18 protein-coding genes and 1 riboswitch are annotated in these 20,061 nt (G+C 35.6%); of the genes, 17 read left to right on the plus strand and 1 reads right to left on the minus strand.

Annotated features, from left to right (window positions below; all coding sequences use genetic code 11):
* Positions 1-212: 212 nt before the first annotated feature.
* The gene (gene pepF / locus BLT_RS0110110) at positions 213-2,000 is read right to left on the minus strand and encodes an oligoendopeptidase F (RefSeq protein ID WP_017727678.1); all 1,788 of its coding nucleotides are present in this window, start codon (positions 1,998-2,000) and stop codon (positions 213-215) included.
* A 397-nt stretch (positions 2,001-2,397) separates the two neighbouring features.
* Between pepF and BLT_RS0110115 the strand changes: the two genes are divergently transcribed.
* From BLT_RS0110115 to BLT_RS0110200, 17 genes are all read left to right on the plus strand, one after another.
* Complete coding sequence (locus BLT_RS0110115) at positions 2,398-2,703, plus strand: YkvA family protein (RefSeq protein ID WP_017727679.1); 306 nt, start codon at positions 2,398-2,400, stop codon at positions 2,701-2,703.
* A 32-nt stretch (positions 2,704-2,735) separates the two neighbouring features.
* The gene (locus tag BLT_RS0110120) at positions 2,736-3,527 is read left to right on the plus strand and encodes a TerC family protein (protein ID WP_017727680.1); all 792 of its coding nucleotides are present in this window, start codon (positions 2,736-2,738) and stop codon (positions 3,525-3,527) included.
* A 305-nt stretch (positions 3,528-3,832) separates the two neighbouring features.
* Entirely contained in the window at positions 3,833-4,948 is a 1,116-nt protein-coding gene (gene ytvI / locus BLT_RS0110125; protein ID WP_017727681.1) for a sporulation integral membrane protein YtvI, read from the plus strand.
* A gap of 457 nt (positions 4,949-5,405) precedes the next feature.
* On the plus strand, positions 5,406-5,939 hold the full coding sequence (gene resA / locus BLT_RS0110130) for a thiol-disulfide oxidoreductase ResA (RefSeq protein ID WP_017727682.1): 534 nt from the start codon (positions 5,406-5,408) through the stop codon (positions 5,937-5,939).
* Between the two features lie 47 nt (positions 5,940-5,986).
* Positions 5,987-6,697 carry a cytochrome c biogenesis CcdA family protein gene (locus BLT_RS0110135; protein WP_017727683.1) on the plus strand — a complete coding sequence of 237 codons (711 nt, stop codon included), beginning with the start codon at positions 5,987-5,989 and terminating at the stop codon, positions 6,695-6,697.
* A 120-nt stretch (positions 6,698-6,817) separates the two neighbouring features.
* A complete protein-coding gene (locus tag BLT_RS0110140; RefSeq protein ID WP_236611086.1) occupies positions 6,818-7,705 on the plus strand; it encodes a F510_1955 family glycosylhydrolase in 888 nt (295 codons plus the stop codon).
* A gap of 141 nt (positions 7,706-7,846) precedes the next feature.
* Entirely contained in the window at positions 7,847-8,179 is a 333-nt protein-coding gene (locus BLT_RS0110145; protein ID WP_017727685.1) for a four-helix bundle copper-binding protein, read from the plus strand.
* 265 nt (positions 8,180-8,444) lie between these two features.
* Complete coding sequence (locus BLT_RS0110150) at positions 8,445-8,636, plus strand: 2-hydroxymuconate tautomerase (RefSeq protein ID WP_017727686.1); 192 nt, start codon at positions 8,445-8,447, stop codon at positions 8,634-8,636.
* A gap of 51 nt (positions 8,637-8,687) precedes the next feature.
* A complete protein-coding gene (locus BLT_RS0110155) occupies positions 8,688-9,479 on the plus strand; it encodes a putative hydro-lyase (protein WP_035425743.1) in 792 nt (263 codons plus the stop codon).
* A 181-nt stretch (positions 9,480-9,660) separates the two neighbouring features.
* A complete protein-coding gene (locus BLT_RS0110160) occupies positions 9,661-10,476 on the plus strand; it encodes a uroporphyrinogen-III synthase (protein WP_017727688.1) in 816 nt (271 codons plus the stop codon).
* 462 nt (positions 10,477-10,938) lie between these two features.
* A complete protein-coding gene (locus BLT_RS0110170) occupies positions 10,939-12,015 on the plus strand; it encodes a branched-chain amino acid aminotransferase (protein WP_017727690.1) in 1,077 nt (358 codons plus the stop codon).
* Between the two features lie 425 nt (positions 12,016-12,440).
* A complete protein-coding gene (locus tag BLT_RS0110175; protein ID WP_017727691.1) occupies positions 12,441-12,758 on the plus strand; it encodes an STAS domain-containing protein in 318 nt (105 codons plus the stop codon).
* Between the two features lie 27 nt (positions 12,759-12,785).
* A riboswitch (cyclic di-GMP riboswitch) is annotated at positions 12,786-12,872 on the plus strand.
* Positions 12,873-13,042: 170 nt separating this feature from the next.
* Positions 13,043-15,157: an HD domain-containing phosphohydrolase gene (locus tag BLT_RS22680; protein WP_017727692.1), complete on the plus strand. Its 2,115-nt coding sequence runs from the start codon at positions 13,043-13,045 to the stop codon at positions 15,155-15,157.
* A complete protein-coding gene (locus BLT_RS0110185; protein WP_017727693.1) occupies positions 15,144-16,742 on the plus strand; it encodes a methyl-accepting chemotaxis protein in 1,599 nt (532 codons plus the stop codon). Before BLT_RS22680 ends, BLT_RS0110185 begins: the two co-directional genes overlap by 14 nt.
* A gap of 33 nt (positions 16,743-16,775) precedes the next feature.
* Entirely contained in the window at positions 16,776-17,591 is an 816-nt protein-coding gene (locus BLT_RS0110190) for a PP2C family protein-serine/threonine phosphatase (protein ID WP_017727694.1), read from the plus strand.
* 63 nt (positions 17,592-17,654) lie between these two features.
* Positions 17,655-19,727, plus strand: coding sequence for a FapA family protein (locus tag BLT_RS0110195; RefSeq protein WP_017727695.1), 2,073 nt, complete (start codon positions 17,655-17,657; stop codon positions 19,725-19,727).
* Positions 19,728-19,743: 16 nt separating this feature from the next.
* Complete coding sequence (locus tag BLT_RS0110200) at positions 19,744-20,061, plus strand: STAS domain-containing protein (protein ID WP_017727696.1); 318 nt, start codon at positions 19,744-19,746, stop codon at positions 20,059-20,061.

Here is a 20,061-nt window from a genome sequence, read left to right on the forward strand (position 1 = left end):
TATTTCCGAAGCGAATGCTATGCCCTAACGATCATGACGTTCGGATTTCTCATCTAAAAGCTCTTTTGTCCCAGCCCCAAGTTACCACATAAATGCTGTAATGAAGAACGAATCAATGCTGGAAGTAAGATAAAGGATCTCACCGTGCGAGATCCTTTATCTTTTCGATTGAAACATGGTCGTTATTACAGGTAGCTCCGAATTAGAAATCATTAATGTTTTTCAAATTCATTTACAAGCTCGTTGAAATGTTTAAGTGCAGCTTCAATTGGCCCAGGCTTTGATAGGTTCACACCCGTTTTGTTGAGAAGTTCAAGTGGGTAATCAGAACTTCCACTTTTAAGAAAATGAAGATATGCTTCAACGGTCTCTTGTTTTCCTTTTAGTAGGTTGCCAGCGATTTGGATGGCTGAAGCAAAACCAGTCGCATACTTATACACGTAAAAAGGCCGATAAAAATGAGGGATTCGTGACCAGCCATACTTCACTTCCTCATCGAGGGTGAGAATATTACCTTGATATTCGCAAAACAGCTTTTCGTACAAATTGTTAAATACTTCAGCATTTAAAGGCTCCCCGTTCTGTATCATTTCGTGCGTCTTCTTCTCAAATTCAGCAAACATGACCTGAGTAAAAAATGTACCTCTGAACTTATCAATGAAATGATTTAATAAATACTTTCTAGATTTTCTATCTGTTTTTTGTGCAAGTAAATAATGAATAAGAAGGAGCTCATTTACAGTTGAAGCAACTTCTGCGACAAAAATCGTATAGCTTGCTGAGATTTGCGGTTGATAGTTGCTTGAGTAATGGCTATGCATGGCATGACCCATTTCATGAACTAACGTGAACATACTATTTAAGTCATCACGGTGGTTTAATAGCACAAACGGGTGCACACCGTATAGTCCCATATTATATGCACCTGAGCGTTTGCCTGGTGTTTCTCTTACATCGATATAACGAGCGGTTCTGAACATACGAAGGGTCTCTATGTAGTCATTGCCAAGTGGTCGAAGCGCTTCAAGCATTGTATCGTACGCATCGTCATATGAAATGTATTCATTCATTCCATCTATAAGTGGAACATTTAAATCGTATTGTCGTAATTCGTCCAGACCTAACATCTGCTTTCTGATTGCTGTATATCGGTGAATTGGAGCGATATGTTTCTTGGTCGTTTCAATTAAATTTTCATATACTTCAAGAGGGATATTGTCTGCAAACAATGATCGCTCTAATGCTGAAGGGTAGCCTCTTAAATTTGAGAGCATGACGTTATTTTTAATTGCTGCAGAAAGCGTTGATGCGATGGAATTGTTTAATTGAACATACGGTTGGTAGTAAGCTTTGTAGGCTTCCTTCCGTTTGTTACGGTCATTGTCTTCCAATCGTTTCGCATATAAACCTCGCGTGAGTCGGATGTTATTCCCTTCCTTATCTTTTACAAAGCCAAATTGAATATCTGCATTGTTTAGCATGCCAAATGTTTTACTAGGAGCAGACAAGGCTTCTCCTATATAGGATAGTACTTCCTCTTTATCCTTATTTAATACGTATGGTCTAAAGCGATAGGCTTCAAATAAATACTCTTCAAAATATTGTAATCCATCTACTTCAGTTAAGTATTCTTTAAGGGTAGTCTCCTCTAGTGAAAGTAAAAAAGGTCGAAAGAAAGAGGTGGCAGTGTTGACTGTCACACTAAGCTGAGAAGCTTGCTCTACAAGTGATTGAGCTGAAGGACTTCTTGTATCTAAATCAGCAGACAGCCTTGCAAACGCAAAGACTTTTTTAGAAATGTAGTTAAGTTCTTCTCTTTTTGTTAAAAATGAAAAAAGAGATGCACCATCAACGATTTTCCCATCAAAATGTTGTAATTCTTTGGAGAGAGCGTCTACCCTCTGATAATCTTGCTTCCATTCTTCTGATGAAACGTAAATATCTGTTAAATCCCATGTTTCATGTTCAGGAACGTCTTTCCTTGAGACGTATGAATTCATCCAACCATCCCCTTCGCACGATGATTTTTCCATTCTTCACCATCTAAAACATTGTAGCACGAAAAGCAAGAGCAAATTAGCCAAAATTGTTGAGCGATTTAGCTGAGAAACTTTTAAAAAATTATGATTGACTGATAGAGAAAAAAGGCTTATTATGAATACATTCATTGGATAAATATCCTTTTTTAAAAAGGGGAGTAGCTGTACAATAAAGTCGTCATTACAGGAATACCCAAATTCCTCGGCTTTATTGGCAACATATTTATGTGTTGTTAGCGAGACCTTTACCTTTGGGGTAAGGGTCTTTTTGTGTTAAAAATGACCTTTACCATTACTGGGTAGAGGTCATTTTTGTGTTAATAATGATTGGATCAAGATGCAGAGAGGAGGCTGTAAGATGACGAAAATGTCTAGGGGCCTACGCCAAATTTTTAGAGTCCGAAAGTTTTTGCCCTTTCTTTTTGACTTTTTTACTTCAAAGGATGTGCGATTTCCGTTGAAATTACTAGCAATTGCTTTGATAATAGGCTACTGGGCTTTGCCCCTTGATGTTATTCCAGATTTTATTATGCTGTTTGGGTTCATTGACGATATGGCCGTATTATTGATTGTTCTTCAGCTTATCATTCAAATTGCTCCACAAAAGCTACGAGAAAAGCATGGGTTAAATCAAGATAAGCAATTCAAAATCAATGAAGGTTAGCATTACATTCTTTTAAAGAGGGGATAAAAAAAATGGAATTAACAATTTTATTGGAATATGCTTGGGTTTTACTTGTCCTTATTGCATTAGAAGGGCTTCTTGCAGCAGATAATGCCTTAGTTTTAGCAATTATGGTCAAGCACTTGCCAAAAGAACAACGAAAAAAAGCATTATTTTACGGGTTAGCTGGAGCCTTTGTCTTTCGTTTTGCTTCGTTGTTTGCCATTTCGTTCTTAGTTGATGTATGGCAAGTACAGGCAATTGGTGCTCTTTATCTATTCTTTATTGCTATCAATCATATTGTTCGAAAGTTTTATTTTAAAAAGCTTGATAACGAATCAGCGAACGTTCCAAAGAAACAAGCAGGTTTTTGGGGAACGGTTTTAAAAGTTGAATTAGCAGATATCGCTTTTGCTGTTGATTCGATTTTAGCCGCTGTTGCGATTGCTGTTGCGTTACCAGCTACAAACCTTCCAACAATTGGTGGGATGGATGGCGGTCAATTCCTTGTTATCTTTGCTGGAGGATTTATTGGTCTTTTAATCATGCGCTTCGCTGCAAATTTTTTTGTCGGACTTTTGCATAAAAAACCAGGCTTAGAAGTTGCCGCATTTTTAATTGTAGGTTGGGTAGGTGTTAAGCTTGCTGTATACACCTTATCTCATCCATCCCTAGGAGTATTACCTGAAGCTTTTGTCAAATCATCTGAATGGAAAATTTCTTTTTATGTCGTACTGGTCGCCATTGCTGTAGGTGGTTGGTTCCTGTCCAAAGAAAATGAGGAAGAAGAAGAGACAGAAATGCTACGGAAAGAAGAAGCTTAATAATATACAGCCTATTTGTGCTTGCATGAGACTTAGTTAAGTTTATTCATGATCTAAATATTGCGTTCCTAATGAGTGTGAGGTTTATTCATTACTGAATGGGTATAGTATAGATGATAGGATGAATAAGTTCTTCCTACATTCGTATAGTGAATAGATGTACCCCGTTAACTATATCTAGTGTCAAAGCTTTAATTGAATGTTGTTTTTCGATAAAATAATAAATAGCAATCGATAATCATTATGCTGTTTATAATGAGCTTCTATCGTTTTAGCAGGAGTTAAGAAAGAGGGGTTTCATATGAATGAACAATAAAACATTACAACTTATTATACGCGTTCTTATTGTTGCAGCGATCATCGCGATTGGATGGTTATGTTTATTTTATTTTTTTAAGCTAACCTATCCATTTTTAATTGCATTCGTATTAGCCTTCTTTATTAACCCAGTTGTGAATTTTCTTGATGAAAAAGCAAAATTTCCCAGACCACTTGCCGTTTTAGCTGGTATTTTATTCTTGTTTGGGTTGGTTGGGGGTATCGTAACACTCATTATTATTAAAATCATTGATGGCTTTCATTATCTTTCTCGAATGATTCCAACTCAAATCGAGATGATTTCAAATCGAATGCAAACGTATTTTAATGACACAATCTTTCCTTTTTGGGAAGAAATTTTAGGGGAATTTAACAACCTAGAGGAGTCTCAACGAACTGCATTTGAAGACAGTATATCGCAAATAGGATTGGAGTTTGCTTCATTACTAGGCAGTCTCGGACAAGCGATTGCGAATTATTTATCGTCCTTTGTAGGCGCGCTGCCAATTACGTTAACTGCAGCTATTTTTGTCTTTATTGCTTTATACTTTATTAGTAAAGATTGGCATACTTTCAAAAAAAAATTAAAGAAAGAAATGCCGAATCATGTCATTGACAAGACCGTATCAGTTGTTAAAGATTTAAAATCAAAAGTGATCGGCTTCATATCAGCACAGCTTATTTTGATCAGCATGACAGCAGTGTTAATTTTTGTAGGGCTTTTAATTCTGAGGGTAGAGCAACCGTTAACCATTGCATTAATTATTGGGCTTGTCGACCTTCTTCCTTATTTAGGAACAGGGACGATACTTGTGCCTTGGGCTATTTATAGCTTGATCACAGGTGATTATTTTTTAGGCTTTGGTTTACTTATTTTGTATGGTGTTGTCATTCTTCAACGTCAATTGGCAGAGCCAAAGGTGCTTTCCTCTAATTTAGGTTTAAATCCTTTGGCTACGCTTATTTCAATGTTTGCAGGTCTTCAGTTATTCGGCGTTTTAGGCTTAGTGATCGGACCTGTTATGTTAGTATTGCTTGTTTCCTTGTATCAAGCAGGTGTCTTAACCGGAGTGTGGCATTACATAAAAGGTGAAGAATCATAAGAGGTCAATAAGAAATGAGATGAGTGAACGAATATAGATCGATATTTTGGAAGGGCATTGGTTTCGAAGAGCCCTTCCATTTTTAAATGGATAAAAGCTAATAAATTGTAGTGAAACATTTTTATTAAGTATGATAGCGCTATCATTATTAAATACGATGTTTTCTCCCCTGCTTATTAGATGTGAATGAATCTTGAACAACATACTAGATTATTATTTCTTCATACTTTCTTTATATTTTCATTTTATTCTAGAGAAGATGGGGAACCTTGAATGAATCAGTCTGCTGTATGTACATTAAAAGACCAGTAATACATACTGTCACACTTTTACATTCTTTTGCTAGCTATAAATCAATGGAGTAGCTAGACTTGGATGCATAATCTGTAAGTATTCTTTTACATGAAGACTTCGGAGCAGGCTATGTTTTAACGAACAAAAATGAGTGGAGGGAAATATGAAAAAGAAACGTCTAATCCTGCGTGCGACGATTTTACTTATTATGGCTGTGGCAATTGGCTATACGTTTTACACTAACTTCATGTCTGACAGCAATGCGGCAGTCAGGGTTGGAGATGAGGCACCGAACTTTTTATTAACAGACTTAAAGGGAAATGAAGTCGAACTTAATGATTATCGAGGGCAAGGTGTTTTTTTGAACTTCTGGGGTACATACTGTCCGCCGTGTGAAAGAGAAATGCCTTATATGGAAAATCAATATGAGATCTATAAAGATCAAGGCGTTGAAATTCTGGCTGTAAATGTAGGAGAAGCGGAACTTGCTGTTGACCGGTTCGTTCAACGACACCAATTAACGTTCCCTATTCCTATGGATAGTAATCGTCAGGTAATTGACCGTTACGGTGTTATCCCACTTCCGACAACATTCTTAATCGACTCTGACGGCGTTGTCATTCAAATCATTACAGGTGGTATGACAGAGCCTGATATTGCAGGTTACATGGAGAGTATTAAACCTAAAGAAGGATAGATAAGAAAGGGAAGCATAAATCAAAATAAAGAATTGGGAGTTATTCCATGACGGATCTTACGTTTTTATTAGCATTTGGAGCAGGCTTGCTATCTTTTGTCTCGCCTTGTAACCTTCCTCTTTATCCTGCTTTTGTTTCATATATCACAGGGCTTTCAGTAGATGAATTGAAGGAAAAGGGGAGGTTTATGCCTCCTAGAGCAACTTTACATACAGTAATCTTTATATTCGGATTTTCGACAATTTTTATCGTTTTGGGGATGTCTACATCCTTAATCGGTGAAACCTTTGTTCAATATAATAATCTTATTCGCCAAATTGGCGCGATTCTCATCGTCTTATTTGGGCTTGTTACCATGGGGGCTCTCCAACCATCATTTTTAATGAAAAATCATCAGTTTAGTGTCTCAAAAAAACCAACTGGCTTTATAGGAACCTATGTTATTGGATTGGCTTTTGCTGCTGGCTGGACACCTTGCGTTGGTCCCATATTGTCGTCAGTCATGGCTTTGAGTTTAAGTAATCCTGGTTCTGGAATGCTCTATATGGGTGCATATAGTGTTGGATTTGCCATACCGTTCTTCTTTTTGACATTTTTCATTGGTAAGTTTAACGGATTGAAAAAGCATATGCACAAGATAATGAAAATCGGTGGAGCAATGATGATTATCTTTGGTATTTTCTTGTTTTTTGACTGGATGGCATTCATTTCATCCTATCTCATTAACAATGTGTTTAATGGTTTTATGGGGTTTTAATGAAAATGTTCAACAATTAACCATTCATGTGGTGAAAATTTATAATGAAATATAATTGAGATAAGAGTACGTATCTCTTATCATTAACACTAAATGAAGGACGTGACTTTATTGAAAAAAATGATTCTAGGAAGTGTCGCTTCACTATTTATTCTCTCAGCATGTTCTACAAATCAAGATGAAATTGAATCCTTTACCCATATTCATGGCTTAGAATATTCTCATGAAGATCATAGTTTTTATGTAGCAACGCATATGGGTTTATTGAATGTGAATGAAGGTGAATGGCTACATATTGGTAAAGCCGAGCATCAGCATGATTTGATGGGCTACACAATTGTTGACGAAAATACAATGATGTCAAGTGGTCATCCGAGTCCACAATCAGATTTAGTCGACCCTTTAGGAGTAATGATTAGTGAGGATAATGGTGAGACTTGGGAGCCAATCGCATTGTATGAAGAAGTGGACTTTCATCTTCTTCACTTTAATAAAAGAAATCCTGATATCATGTATGGAATTGACGCTTACAATTCGAACTTATATCACTCAGAAAATCGTGGGTATGATTGGGAAATGATCGAGGTAGAAGGCTTACCTGTACCAGTAGCTAGCATTATGTCTCTTACTTCTCATCCTCATGATCCGAATTATTTGATTGCTGGTACCGAGAATGGCCTTTTTGCTTCATACAACGGTGGACAAGAATGGGAGCTTGTTAATGGAACCTATACGATGACTGCGATAACAACTTTAGATGCTGATTCCGAGAAAGTTGTTGCATACCTTATAGGAGAACAGGAAGGTTTGTTCTATAGTGAAGACTTCGGTAACACATGGGAGTCATTAAACTTTCAATTGGAAGACGATGCTATTATGCTGATAAGTGGTCATCCATTAGATGAATCAAGTCTAATTGTTGCATCTCATCAACAAAATATTTATGAAACAAAGAATTTTGGGGAGTCATGGGAAACACTAGCAGAAGAAGGGCGGCCATTGCGCTGATTATTTAAACAGAACATTCTCCGTTTAAATGAAGCTGGACAAAAACGCTGTACCTTTTCAGAGGAAAAAATTAATGAATAATGTTTTTAAAATACCCTTAGGTGGTATTAGTATATTATATCAACTTAAGGAGTGATTTAAATGGATGAACAATTGAAAAAGTGTATTGAGGAATGCTTAAAATGTCTAGAGGAATGTAACCATTGTTATGATGCCTGTCTAAAAGAGGACAACATAGATATGGTTAGAGATTGTATTCGATTAACGCGTGAATGTGCTGAAATTTGCACTTTCGCTGCAAATGCGATGACAAGGAACAGTCCATATATGAAGGAGATTTGTGCGCTTTGTGCATTAATATGTGAAGCGTGTGCGGAGGAATGCAAAAAGCATGCCGAGCACCACGAGCATTGTAAAAAATGTGCTGAAGCATGCGAGCGTTGTGCAAAAGCTTGTCGCTCTTTTGCAGTATAAGTAAAAATCTTTAATTTAATCCATGACAAAAAGACCGTGAACATTTTTTACGGTCTTTTTATACATTTTAGATGAATGGAAGTGCTCATAGAGGTTGTAGTAGGTTCTATTAAGCGATAATTTAGACAATTCACCCGTTACATGATAAAATAAATATCCGTTTGAGTGGATAATTTATACTATGATTAAGCACGAATTAATTTCTAGTATAATTAAAAATATTTAATCATTAGCTTAAAATAGTAGATAGGAGTGTGAATAGCAGATGCCATTTATCACTGTAAAAGTATTAGAAGGAAAAACAAAAGAGCAAAAAAAGGAATTAATCGAGAAGATGACTGATTTAGTTTCGGAAACCTTTGAGGTTGATAAAGATAAAGTTTTCATTTTTATTGAGGATTTATTAAAAGATAATTATGGAAAGCAAGGAAAACAATTTTCCGAGCTCGATCAGTAATTTCCTCAAGTAACTACTCGTTAAAAAATATCAAGTGAGTAAAAGTAGAAAATGGAGGGAATATTTTTGGAACCAAAAGAGCTACGACAACTCATCCGCGATGGTTCATTTAATAAAAATACTTCTGGTGCCTGTGATGATTTCGTACAGGCCAATTTAGCGATCGTTCCTAAAGAATACGCTTTTGACTTCTTTCTTTATACGTATCGCAATCCAAAACCTTGCCCAGTCATTGACATTTTAGAAGCAGGGGAAGTTGAGTCAAGATTGGCTAAAGGGTCGGATGTTCGCACAGATATACCTCTTTACCATGTATTTAAAGATGGAGGCTTAGTTGAAAAGAAAAGTTCAATTACGGATATTTGGCAAGACGATTTCGTGACCTTTTTGATTGGTTGCAGCTTTACCTTTGAAAGTCAATTAGTGAAAAATGGCATTCGACTAAGGCATATTGATTGCAATAAAAATGTAGCGATGTATAAAACCAATATTGAAACAACACCAGCTGGACCTTTTAAAGGACCATTGGTTGTTTCAATGAGACCAATTAAAAACAAAGATCTTGATCTTGCAAAAGCCATTACTGAAAAATTTCCAAATATGCATGGTGGTCCTGTTCATGCTGGAGATCCCTTATTGATTGGAATTGAAAATATTGAACATCCTGACTATGGTGAGTTTGTGGAAATTAAAGAGGACGAAACACCTGTGTTTTGGGCTTGTGGGGTTACACCACAAGCTGCAGCGATCGAAGCAAAGCTTCCAATCATGATTACTCATGCGCCTGGTCACATGTTTGTCACAGATTGGACGAATGAAGCCTATTTAAAAAATGGCATGTAATCAATAAGTAAAATTTTATTAGCGAGATGTCAGAGGGGGACTCTTCATTGAATGGTTCACCCTCTTTTTAATGAAAAAAATGATGTCATCTAGTACACTATATAAGGGTTAGCTTTTTTCGGAATTTTGTCATAAGGTTTTGAAATGAATGAATGAATAACGATAGAAAGAGGGATAGAAAATGGCGCAGAAGTTGGCAGGTAAGCGTGTAGCTATTGCAGGGTCTCGTAAAACAGAAGAAATGAGCACTTTAATTGAAAAACAAGGAGGAACAGCATTTGTCCGCCCTCTTCAAGGAACCGTTTTTTTAGCGCAAAAGGAAATTGAGCCAAAATTAAAACAATTTGTTGAGCATGGTGCAGATTGGGTGATTTTCACAACCGGAATTGGAACAGATGCATTATTTAATTTTTCAGAGCAATTAGGAGTCCATGATCAATTTTTAAATGTTCTTCACGATGCAAAGATAGCATCAAGAGGGTATAAAACATTAGCAGCTTTGAAAAAAAGAAACATCAAACCTCTTGTTGTCGATGAAGATGGAACAATGAATGGATTGATGGAGCAGTTGAAAAAGTATGACTTTTCTAGCAAGCGAATCATGGTTCAACTACATGGTGTTTCATCTCCGGTCCTCCGTGCGTTTTTTAATGACAAAGGTGCTACCGTTACGGAGCTCTTACCTTATCAACATATTGCTCCTGATGAGAAAACAATTGAACAGCTCCTTTTTGAGCTAATGAACGATAAATTAGATGCTCTCTGTTTTACAACAGCGATTCAAGTTCGCTCTTTATTTGATTATGCAAGGAACAAAGCTGCCCATGGAAATCTTCTAACTGTGTTTAAAAATAGTGTCGTCGCAGTATCTGTTGGGAAAGTGACAACGGAGGCTTTAAGAGATGAAGGTGTGGAAAGAATTGTTGCTCCTGAACATGAGAGAATGGGGGCAATGATTATGGAGCTCGCTAGATATTACGGAGAAAAGAAACAGTAAAGAAATGAAAGAAATTTAATCGACCTGAAAAAGCAGTTTTTCAAAGAGGCGTTTACAATGAAAAAAATTAGGGAATTTTTAAGAAGAGAGGAGGCGAACTGTTTGAAACGATTAATTAGACAAATTATTAAATGGTCACCAATTATCTATCCAGTTGTAAAGAAGATGATAAACAATCGAAAAAGTAAGTCACACTCACAAATGGGCAATCGAAAGTAAATAAATGTAATTGTTGATCTATTCATTCTTACGAGAGAATAACTAAAGTAGCTAAGGAAAACTCATATCCAATTGCTACTTTTTTTTGTTGTTTTGTTGAAATAGCGATATTGACTTTATAAGATAAGCTTATATTTTGTTTATACATAAGAAAGAGAAAATTTTGTTTTTCCTTGTGTTAATGTGGTTTAAATTTTAAAATAATTAAATACAGTGCGAATTTCTTTATAAGGAGAGGGAACAATGAGTCATAGTGATTTAGTCATCGTTAAAACAAAAAATCCTAAGCCGAAGCCTGACCCTAATCGTTTGGCATTTGGTAAACATTTTACAGACCATATGTTTGTCATGGACTATACAAGGGACAAAGGCTGGCATCATCCTAGAATCATCCCCTATGGACCAATAACATTAGATCCTTCTGCTATGATCTTCCATTATGGTCAAACGGTATTTGAGGGATTAAAGGCTTATCGTACAGAAGAGGATAAGATTTTATTATTTAGACCTGATAAAAATATGCAAAGGTTGAGCCGATCTAGTCTACGGATCAGCATACCCCCTCTCGATGAAGAGCTTGTGTTAAGCTATTTAAAGGAACTCCTTCATATTGAGCAAGATTGGGTACCGTCAGCAGAAGGTACGTCTCTATATATACGTCCGTTTGTCTTTGCTTCTGAAGCAAACTTATCAGCGGTCCCTGCAAATGAGTATACTTTTATAATTATTTTATCTCCAGTCGGCTCCTATTATCCTGAAGGTATCCATCCTGTCAGTATTTATGTAGAAGAAGTGTTCACACGAGCAGTACGAGGTGGAACGGGAGCTGCAAAAACAGCTGGAAATTACTCAGCATCCTATATTGCTCAGGAGAAAGCAGCTAAAAAAGGCCATACTCAAGTGCTTTGGCTTGATGCGATTGAAAAAAAATACATTGAAGAAGTCGGCAGCATGAATATATTCTTTAAAATTAATGGAGAAGTCATTACGCCAGCATTAAGTGGAAGTGTGTTAGAAGGTGTGACAAGAATGTCTGTTCTTGAGCTCTTAAAGGATTGGGGCATTCCTGTTGTAGAAAGGAAAATTTCAATTGAAGAAATTAAAAAGGCTTACGAAAATGGTCTGTTAGAAGAAGCATTTGGTACAGGTACAGCAGCCGTCATTTCACCAGTTGGTGATTTAAACTGGAATGAAACGAAAATGGTCATTAATCATCGTCAAACAGGAGACTTGGCAAAAAAATTATATAAAACACTGACTGATATTCAAACAGGTAGACAAGCTGATCCATATAATTGGACTTTTCCAATTGACGAATAAAAAGCGTTCAATTAGTATAAAACAGTAACCCTAATAAAAGGGCATGAGGGAGAAATCTCGAATGTCCTTTTTTGATTAGCTGATTGCTGTAAATAAAACATTGAATAAGTCAGCGCTACATGGAAGATTGAAAAATCTGTTTTTCTACTTATCGTCGAATGGTATCTAGTCGATATAATCAAGGAGAAGAGAAATATTAACAGAGTATTTGACAAAATCGGTGTAAATTCTGTAAAATCTCATTAATCTAGTACTAAAGGATTAGGACTAAAGATCATAGGTTTTTTAAGGATTATTTCGTACTATTTCTATATAAAGGAATGAGTTTTAGCCGTTTTAAACTTATTTTTGCTATAGATTTTGTCGGTCGTATTTTGACTTATCGAAGCAAATAAAGATATTAATATAAACAGGGGGTGAGAGCTTTGTTAGAAATAAAAGTAGAACAAGTGTCTAAAACGAAAAAAAGGTTGTTTTTAAAAGGTTATCTAGACATTACTACGGCAAGCACGTTAACACAGTTTGTCGAGGAATTGAGCTCTCTAAAAGGTGTGACCTTGTTAATTAATTTTTCTGAAACCTCCTTTATCGATTCAACTGGTATCGGTGCAATATTAAATGTAATCTTTCTCTCAAGAGAACAAGAATTCACCGTCTTACTCGAAGACATTAACGAAGATCTTAAAGAAATTTTAGAAACTGTTGGTGTGTTTCGAGTGCTTGAAGCCGTTCAAAAAGGATAAAGAAAAGCTTTATTTATATACGTTGTCTGCTGATAATGGCAAATCTGTTCGAAAGACTGAGACGCAAAGCCACGGGCCTAATGCATTTCATGCGATGGCAGCCGGGTTACCGTGAAGGATGGCTTTTTGACTCCACCTTTTAGGTGGATTTTTTATTGGCAAATAGGAAAATAGTCCTAATAAAGGTAGAGGGATTTTTCATTTTTATGAAAAGCATGTAAGAACATAGAACAGATAAACATTTCATTTATTAGTAACTATGATTTCAAGAAAGGTGGTCAGTCATGTCAATGATGAAATTATTATATATTTTTTGTCTAGGCGTGGCTGGAAGCTATCTCTCGATTAATTTTATCGGGTCAGTGTCCTTCTATGCGATTGTGTTTAGTACTATAGTGATTGTTTTACTAAATCATTATTCCGTTCGTTTACCTAATCATGTTCTTTTTTCCGGTGGTGTTGTCTTTCCTCCGATCATTTTCATTTCTTTTGGATTCGAAGCGGTTATTCTTTTGACAATATTGGTCGCATTATTGTCAAGCTTATACAAACATTCGTTAAAAAATCAACTAAAGCAACTTGCATTTAATAGTATAGCTGGACTCGCTTTTGGATTTTTGTACATACTATTAGGTGGCAAAATCGGTTATATTTCCTTAGATGATGCTATTGTTTTTTTTGTTGTGAAGTTCTTTTATCTATGCATTATTGGGAATTTCTTTTCAGCTTTCCACACACCTCATCAAACGAACAAATCTGTTTTTCATTATTTCCCAATTATTAAAGAGGCTGGTTTTGTCTTTATATTTACTTCAATTTTTAGTTATCGATTAGCTGTTGAACTTATTCATAGTGGAATGTTAAGCTTTGTATTTGTTTCAGCTATATTTATATTCATAAGCATCCTCGGCTATTATTTATCGTTTCTTTATAATCAACTAAGACGTTCTTATTTAACATCGCTTGAGTCATTAACCTTTTTAATCGAAAGCAATGGAAAAATGGAAAAAGGACATTCTCGCTCTGTAGGAAGAGTGGCTAGACAGATTGCCGGGATGCTACATTTACCAAAAAATGAAATTGATCATATTCATATGGCTGCCCTTTTACATGATATTGGAAAAATGGAACTTAATAAAATGAAGCTTTACAAAAATGGTGCGAAGACAAAGAAGGAAATTGATATAACTGAAGAACATGTCATTTATAGTGAGAAGTTTGCAAGAGAAATTACCCGATCTGAAAAAGTAGCTAAATATGTACTTTATCATCATGAAAGATGGGACGGTAACGGGTTCCCACACCGTTTAAAAGGTGAAGAGATTCCTCTAGGGGCACGGATCATTGCCGCTGCGAATGAAATTGATAATTTGTTTCAGGATCCTCTTATTAAAGACGCCCCTAAGGAATTTATAAAAATGGCGTACAAGCAACTTGACCCTTCGATTGTCAAGCTTGTCATTGATTTTGATATGCTTTCAAAGCTTAAAAAAGACTTAAGTGTAATCGAAAGCATGGACAAACAAGAGCGTAAGCCCGACTTAAAACGGTTTAACCAATCATTAGAAGATATTCGGTTGTTAAACAATTTGACGATTGAATGGATTGCTCATTATGATGGAGAATTAAAAGACAGCAATGGATTTGAAATAACGCTTCCAGAATCTGAAAAGGTGATAAGGTATGCAAAAGCCTCAATAAATAAGAACAAAGTTATTCGAGATTATATACAAAATCCAGACACTGAAGAAACCTATGATCTGTTTTGTGTGCCAAATGAGTCTGAATCTATACTCATCTTTTTTAACATCAGTGATTTATTACTATATGAACAGGAACAGGATAAAATGATTCGCTTTATTTACAGTGATGTTATTTACGCTGTGACACAAGGGAAGCTTATCCTTACAGATGAGGAAGAAATCAATAGCTATTTAATGACACCCATTTTAAAGCAGTGTCCAATTCGTAATAGTAAAGACATTCCAATAAGTAGAAAGATTATTGAAGAACTCGCTGAAGAATTAAACATTCCAAATAAAATGAAATTTAATCTTCTTCTCTGTACATCTGAAATAACGACAAATGTTCTAAAACATGCAACGGATGGGGTTATGGAGGTTTATTTAGAGGAGAATAAGTTGCGTATTTTGGTTCGAGACAATGGGGAAGGGATTGAATTATCAGAGCTTCCAAAATCAGTTCTTTTAACAGGCTATTCGAGTAAGGCATCACTCGGTCACGGATTTAGTTTAGTACTAAAATTAGTGGATACGTTGCTTTTATGTACAGGTTCTAGTGGTACAACCATTGTACTAGAGCAGGATCTTGAAAATGTTAATAGTTTCACAAATAATGAAAAGAAGAAAAATGAGGGTGAAAAATATGGGGCGAAATAATGTATTAAACCAATTTATTATTAAAATTGGAGCAACTATTTTAATTGTACTAATAATAACTGTTGCAGTGGCTTATTATGTGATTCGCTCCGAGGTTCATACCTACCAAACTGAGTTAATAAATTCTATGAAACAAATTGTCGTTCAAGCAATGGATAACTCTTATTCCACCAATCAAACGATTGAACATTTGATTGATATAAAGCTATTAACTGCATCAAAAGCTATTGCACGTGCCCTAGAAGGGAAGCAAATCGATGAAATTACAGTAGAAGAGCTTAATGTATTAAAAGAACAATGGGATTTGTATGATATTTCTTTATTTACAAGAGAAGGGGACGACATTGTTGTTACAAAAACAACCGATCCTAACGAGCTTGGTCTTAGCTCGAAAGATTGGGGTTATTGGTTTACTGCATTTAATCAATTAATGAATGGTCAAGAAGTGACAGTAGAAAAAGGGTATGCTGATGGTAATTACTGGGTTGGCCCTATATCAAGATCAGAGTGGGAAGATAAATATTATAAATATGCCTATTATTATATGGAAGACTCAGATATCCTACTCAATCCTTATGTGATTGATGAAGAAATCTACCGCTTAACGTATAAATTAGGAACAAATGCGATTATTGAAGAAACCTTAAATGAAAATCCTGATTTTGAAGAAATTGCTGTTATTAATGTTCCTGCCTGGTTAAAAGGAGATGAGAATGACGTAGTCGAACCTGAATTTGATTTACCGGTATTGTACGGGTCTCATACAATCACATACGAGCGAGATGCCGAATTTTTCGAAAACGTGTTAGAAACTGGAGAAAAGCAAAGTATTTATTTTACAAGCGGTAAACAAGAGGTTAAAAAAACATACATTCCTTTAGAGAACAACCGTGTCATGACCATAGTATCTAACCTTGATCGAATTGAAAGCATTGAACAAAAAATGGCGGCCATCATTGTTATTTCTTTTTTAGTTATATTTAGTGTCTTAATTTATATGATACGTTTAATTGCGAAAAAGCAGTTAAAGCCACTTGAGATACTAACAAGTCATATTAAAGATCTTTCTACAGGTGATTTCACCAAAAAAATTATCCTTGCCGAAAAGAATGAGTGGGGATTTTTAGCGGAAAATATGAATGAAATGACGGAATTAATACATGATTTAATCGCTGAAGTAAAAAAAGAAGTTCATTCCTTGCACTATGTTTCTGGAATGCTTGCAACCCAGTCGAATGATTCACTAGAAAAAATGAAAGATGTTTCAATGAAAATGACAGATGAATCAAAGCTATTTCTCGTAGAGTTAAATGGGAAACTAGAAAGCTTTGTCGGTAAAATGAATCAGTCGTTGAAAGATTCGAAAATTGAAAAGCAAGAACTACAAAAAGTCGATGAACATTTTGCAACGATTCAAAAAGATCTCCACTCGTTTTTGCATTTTTCACAAGAGCATGCCTATAATATTTCAGATCTTAGCATCATGCTTATTCATACGATAAACGAATTAACTGAAGCCATTACTCATTTAGATAACTTATCAGAAAAGTTAAAAGAAAAGATAGAAGTTTTTAAAGTTCATTAACGGCAACAATACTTTTTAGTAGAGGAGGCCATTATGTATTTTAACGATCGCTTCTCACTCGCTCAAAAAGAAAAAGTACCTGAATCAAAGATTCACTTATATGAAAAGCAGCTGACGCGAGAAATTAATTTAGCTCGAGACATTCAAACTCATTTATTAAATGGAAACAAACCCTCATTAATTGATGGTGAAATTACGGGGACATCGATACCGGCACGGCTTGTAGGTGGGGATTACTTTGATTTTTATTCATTAGCCAATGGAAAACTACGAATCATTATTGGTGATGTGATGGGAAAAGGTATTCCAGCTGCCATGCTAATGATATTAACAAGAGGTGCATTTCGTAGTGCTGCGGAAACGCAGCCAGGCCCAAGTGAAACGCTTGTTGCGATGAATAATGCACTCTACGAGGATTTAAGAGGGTTAAGCTCATTTGTTACTGTACTGTGTGCTGATTGGGACCCAGATAATAAAACCTTGACATTTGCAAATGCAGGTCATACATTGCCTCTATTGATAAGGAAGAAGAATATAGTGCCAATTCCTAAAATTACCGGTGTGATGCTTGGAGGGTTGCCGAATCAAGATTATAAAACTGGAGAAATAAAATTAGAAGATAATGACCTTGTTTTCTTCTATACAGATGGGATTATCGAAGCTGAAAATAAAGATCGTGAACAATTTAAAATTGAACGCTTGATTACCTTCTTAACTGAAAAAAATGAGGCGCTTACAGTACAAGAAATTGAGGAAAAAATGATTCGGGTATTGCATGATTTTACAGGGGATGTACCACAAAAGGATGACATTACAATGGTCATCTTTAAAACAAAGATGAAATCTTGAAATTAAAAGGAAAGGGAGTCAGTCTAGTTCAAAGCTGGGTCGTCAAAAAGGGGTGGTTTTATTATGGGTAATAGTATCGTCTCTAAAGGTAAAACCGTAACAGAAGCTGTCGAAATCGCGTTAGAATTATTAAATGCAAGCAAAGATGAAATCGACATTGAGGTTATAGATTATGGTAAAAATATGGTTTTTGGTATGATAACAAAGCCAGCCATTGTCAAAGTGACGAAAAGAAAGGATACGCCTTATAATGAGCAGCGCAGAATAATTGAAGAAACGGAATTTTTTCAAAACTTAACGTTTGATTCTAAGCTTCAAGATAATCCAGAGGATATAAAAAACACAGAGTTTACCATTCAAAAAGAGGAAGAATCAATACAAGGAAAAGCATGGGTAGAAGATGGTAAAATATATTGTAAAGATAGTGAGCGTTCGGTTCCACTTGTCACCATTCCTGATGATATACGTTTTTTTCGAAATGAGCAACAAGAATATGGTACAGTTGTCCTGCAAGAAGGAGATATTATTCGAACAGAGTTAGAAAAAACGATAACAGAAACGGTATGGAAGATTGAATTACATGAAAGAGATACGGTAGCAAAGCTGTTTATCAGACCTGGCTGCATCATTACTCGTACGATTTCGGATCAAGAGCCGACGCGCCATTTGAAGCTAACGGTCGAGGAAAAAACCGAAGTAAATCAAACCATTACAAAAGATGAAATTTTAGCAAAAATGAATGAATTGGGAATTGTCTATGGCATCGACTACATTGAGATAGAACGGGCATGCTTCGCAGAAGAGGAAGGGACATACGAAATTGCAAAGGGCTTGAAGCCTACTGAAGGAAAACATGGTCGATTTGAACCAAGAATTAATGTGAGTGGTAAAAAAAATCAACCAAAAGAGCGTACGGACGGATCCATTGATTTTCGAGAAATTCATCAAATCCCAATTGTTGAAGAAGGATATGTGATAGGTGATATCATTCCTCCAATCCCTGGGAATCATGGCATCAATGTAAAAGGTGAGCCAATCATGCCTGAACCAAGTTTGCCAGTCATTTTAAGATTAGGCAAAGGTGTAACGTTTTTTGAAGAAAATTCTACTGTCGTTGCAATTAAATCAGGACGGCCGCAGATTGACAAGCAAGGACAAATGGTTCGGATTGCAGTCATGCCTAAATTGGTTCACTCTGGAGATGTTGATATTTCATCAGGTAATATTCATTTTATTGGTGATGTCGAAATCACTGGAAGTGTTCAAGAGTCAATGACAGTTGATGCGGAAGGTGACATTACAATCAATGAAAATGTTAATAGTGCTAAAATTTCTTCTGGACATTCGATTTACGTAAGAAATAATGTCATTTCAAGCAAAATTACTGCTGGAAAAAGTAATTTGCTGATTTCAGAGTTGGTTCAACTTCTTGCTGAAATTCGTTCTCAACTAAAAAACATCATATTGGCAATTGAACAGCTTTATCAAACGACATCTTTTAAAAAATCAGATTTTCAAGTCATGGGATTAAGTTCATTATTACGGCTATTAATGGAACAAAAATACAAGCCATTTTTACCGCTAATTCATCAATTTATTCAAAAAATTGATGAGGGAAATGAATTGCTCGATCAAGAATGGGAGAGTGTCCGGGAATTTTGCCACAAGGCCTTTGCCATGGTTCATCCAGAACAAGTGCGAGATATAGAGGACCTAAGAAGATTTAGTAACAGGCTAGATAATTTATATAACATAAGCATTGTGCCTCCTGAATCAAATGCACATATTACATTAAACTATGCACTAAATAGTCAAATCTATTCAAGTGGAGATATTAATATGGAGGAAGGTTGTTATAATTCTAATGTCCATAGTGAAGGAACAGTTAATGTAAAAGGATATGTGCTAGGTGGTACCATCTATGCTGGAAAAGGTGCTAACATTAGTGAAGTTGGTTCAAAGGCAGGTGCACGAACAAAGATTGTTGTGCCAGACAGTCAAAAAATCGTAATTGGAGTCGCGATGGAGAACACTTTGATTCAAATCGGTAGAAAATCACATTTATTTTCAAAGGAAACTTCAAATGTATGTGCTTTGATAAGTAGCAAAAATGGTGAAATACTCATTCACTCTTAAAAAGGGGGCTTTAAGATTGTTTAAATATACAATTACTGAAGGTGAAAATGAAAGTGCTAGTATTTCATTTATTGGTGATCTTGATATTGATGGAACGGAATTAATGACAGATGAAATCACACCAAAGCTTCTCAAGTACAAGGCAATAGAAATTGATTTTAAAGGGGTTTACTTTTTAGATTCAACTGGAATCGGCCTATTTATGAAACTTGTCAAACAAATACAAGAACATGAACGATATGTGTCAATTGTCAATGTAAATGAAGATGTGAAAGAGCTGTTTACAATGTTGCACATCCCACAAATTTTGGGTGAAGATATTTTTAAAGACTAG

Source organism: Halalkalibacterium ligniniphilum (genome assembly GCF_000334155.1).
Classification (GTDB): Bacteria; Bacillota; Bacilli; order Bacillales; family Bacillaceae_D; genus Halalkalibacterium; species Halalkalibacterium ligniniphilum.

Coding starts and splice junctions, on each gene's coding strand:
- BLT_RS0110145 (WP_017727685.1), top strand. CDS start 7,847: ATGGATGAACAATTGAAAAAGTGTATTGAGGAATGCTTAAAATGTCTA.
- BLT_RS0110185 (WP_017727693.1), top strand. CDS start 15,144: ATGGGGCGAAATAATGTATTAAACCAATTTATTATTAAAATTGGAGCA.
- BLT_RS22680 (WP_017727692.1), top strand. CDS start 13,043: ATGTCAATGATGAAATTATTATATATTTTTTGTCTAGGCGTGGCTGGA.
- BLT_RS0110135 (WP_017727683.1), top strand. CDS start 5,987: ATGACGGATCTTACGTTTTTATTAGCATTTGGAGCAGGCTTGCTATCT.
- BLT_RS0110170 (WP_017727690.1), top strand. CDS start 10,939: ATGAGTCATAGTGATTTAGTCATCGTTAAAACAAAAAATCCTAAGCCG.
- BLT_RS0110140 (WP_236611086.1), top strand. CDS start 6,818: ATGATTCTAGGAAGTGTCGCTTCACTATTTATTCTCTCAGCATGTTCT.
- BLT_RS0110120 (WP_017727680.1), top strand. CDS start 2,736: ATGGAATTAACAATTTTATTGGAATATGCTTGGGTTTTACTTGTCCTT.
- pepF (WP_017727678.1), bottom strand. CDS start 2,000: ATGAATTCATACGTCTCAAGGAAAGACGTTCCTGAACATGAAACATGG.
- BLT_RS0110190 (WP_017727694.1), top strand. CDS start 16,776: ATGTATTTTAACGATCGCTTCTCACTCGCTCAAAAAGAAAAAGTACCT.
- ytvI (WP_017727681.1), top strand. CDS start 3,833: ATGAACAATAAAACATTACAACTTATTATACGCGTTCTTATTGTTGCA.
- resA (WP_017727682.1), top strand. CDS start 5,406: ATGAAAAAGAAACGTCTAATCCTGCGTGCGACGATTTTACTTATTATG.
- BLT_RS0110155 (WP_035425743.1), top strand. CDS start 8,688: ATGGAGGGAATATTTTTGGAACCAAAAGAGCTACGACAACTCATCCGC.
- BLT_RS0110115 (WP_017727679.1), top strand. CDS start 2,398: ATGACGAAAATGTCTAGGGGCCTACGCCAAATTTTTAGAGTCCGAAAG.
- BLT_RS0110195 (WP_017727695.1), top strand. CDS start 17,655: ATGGGTAATAGTATCGTCTCTAAAGGTAAAACCGTAACAGAAGCTGTC.
- BLT_RS0110150 (WP_017727686.1), top strand. CDS start 8,445: ATGCCATTTATCACTGTAAAAGTATTAGAAGGAAAAACAAAAGAGCAA.
- BLT_RS0110160 (WP_017727688.1), top strand. CDS start 9,661: ATGGCGCAGAAGTTGGCAGGTAAGCGTGTAGCTATTGCAGGGTCTCGT.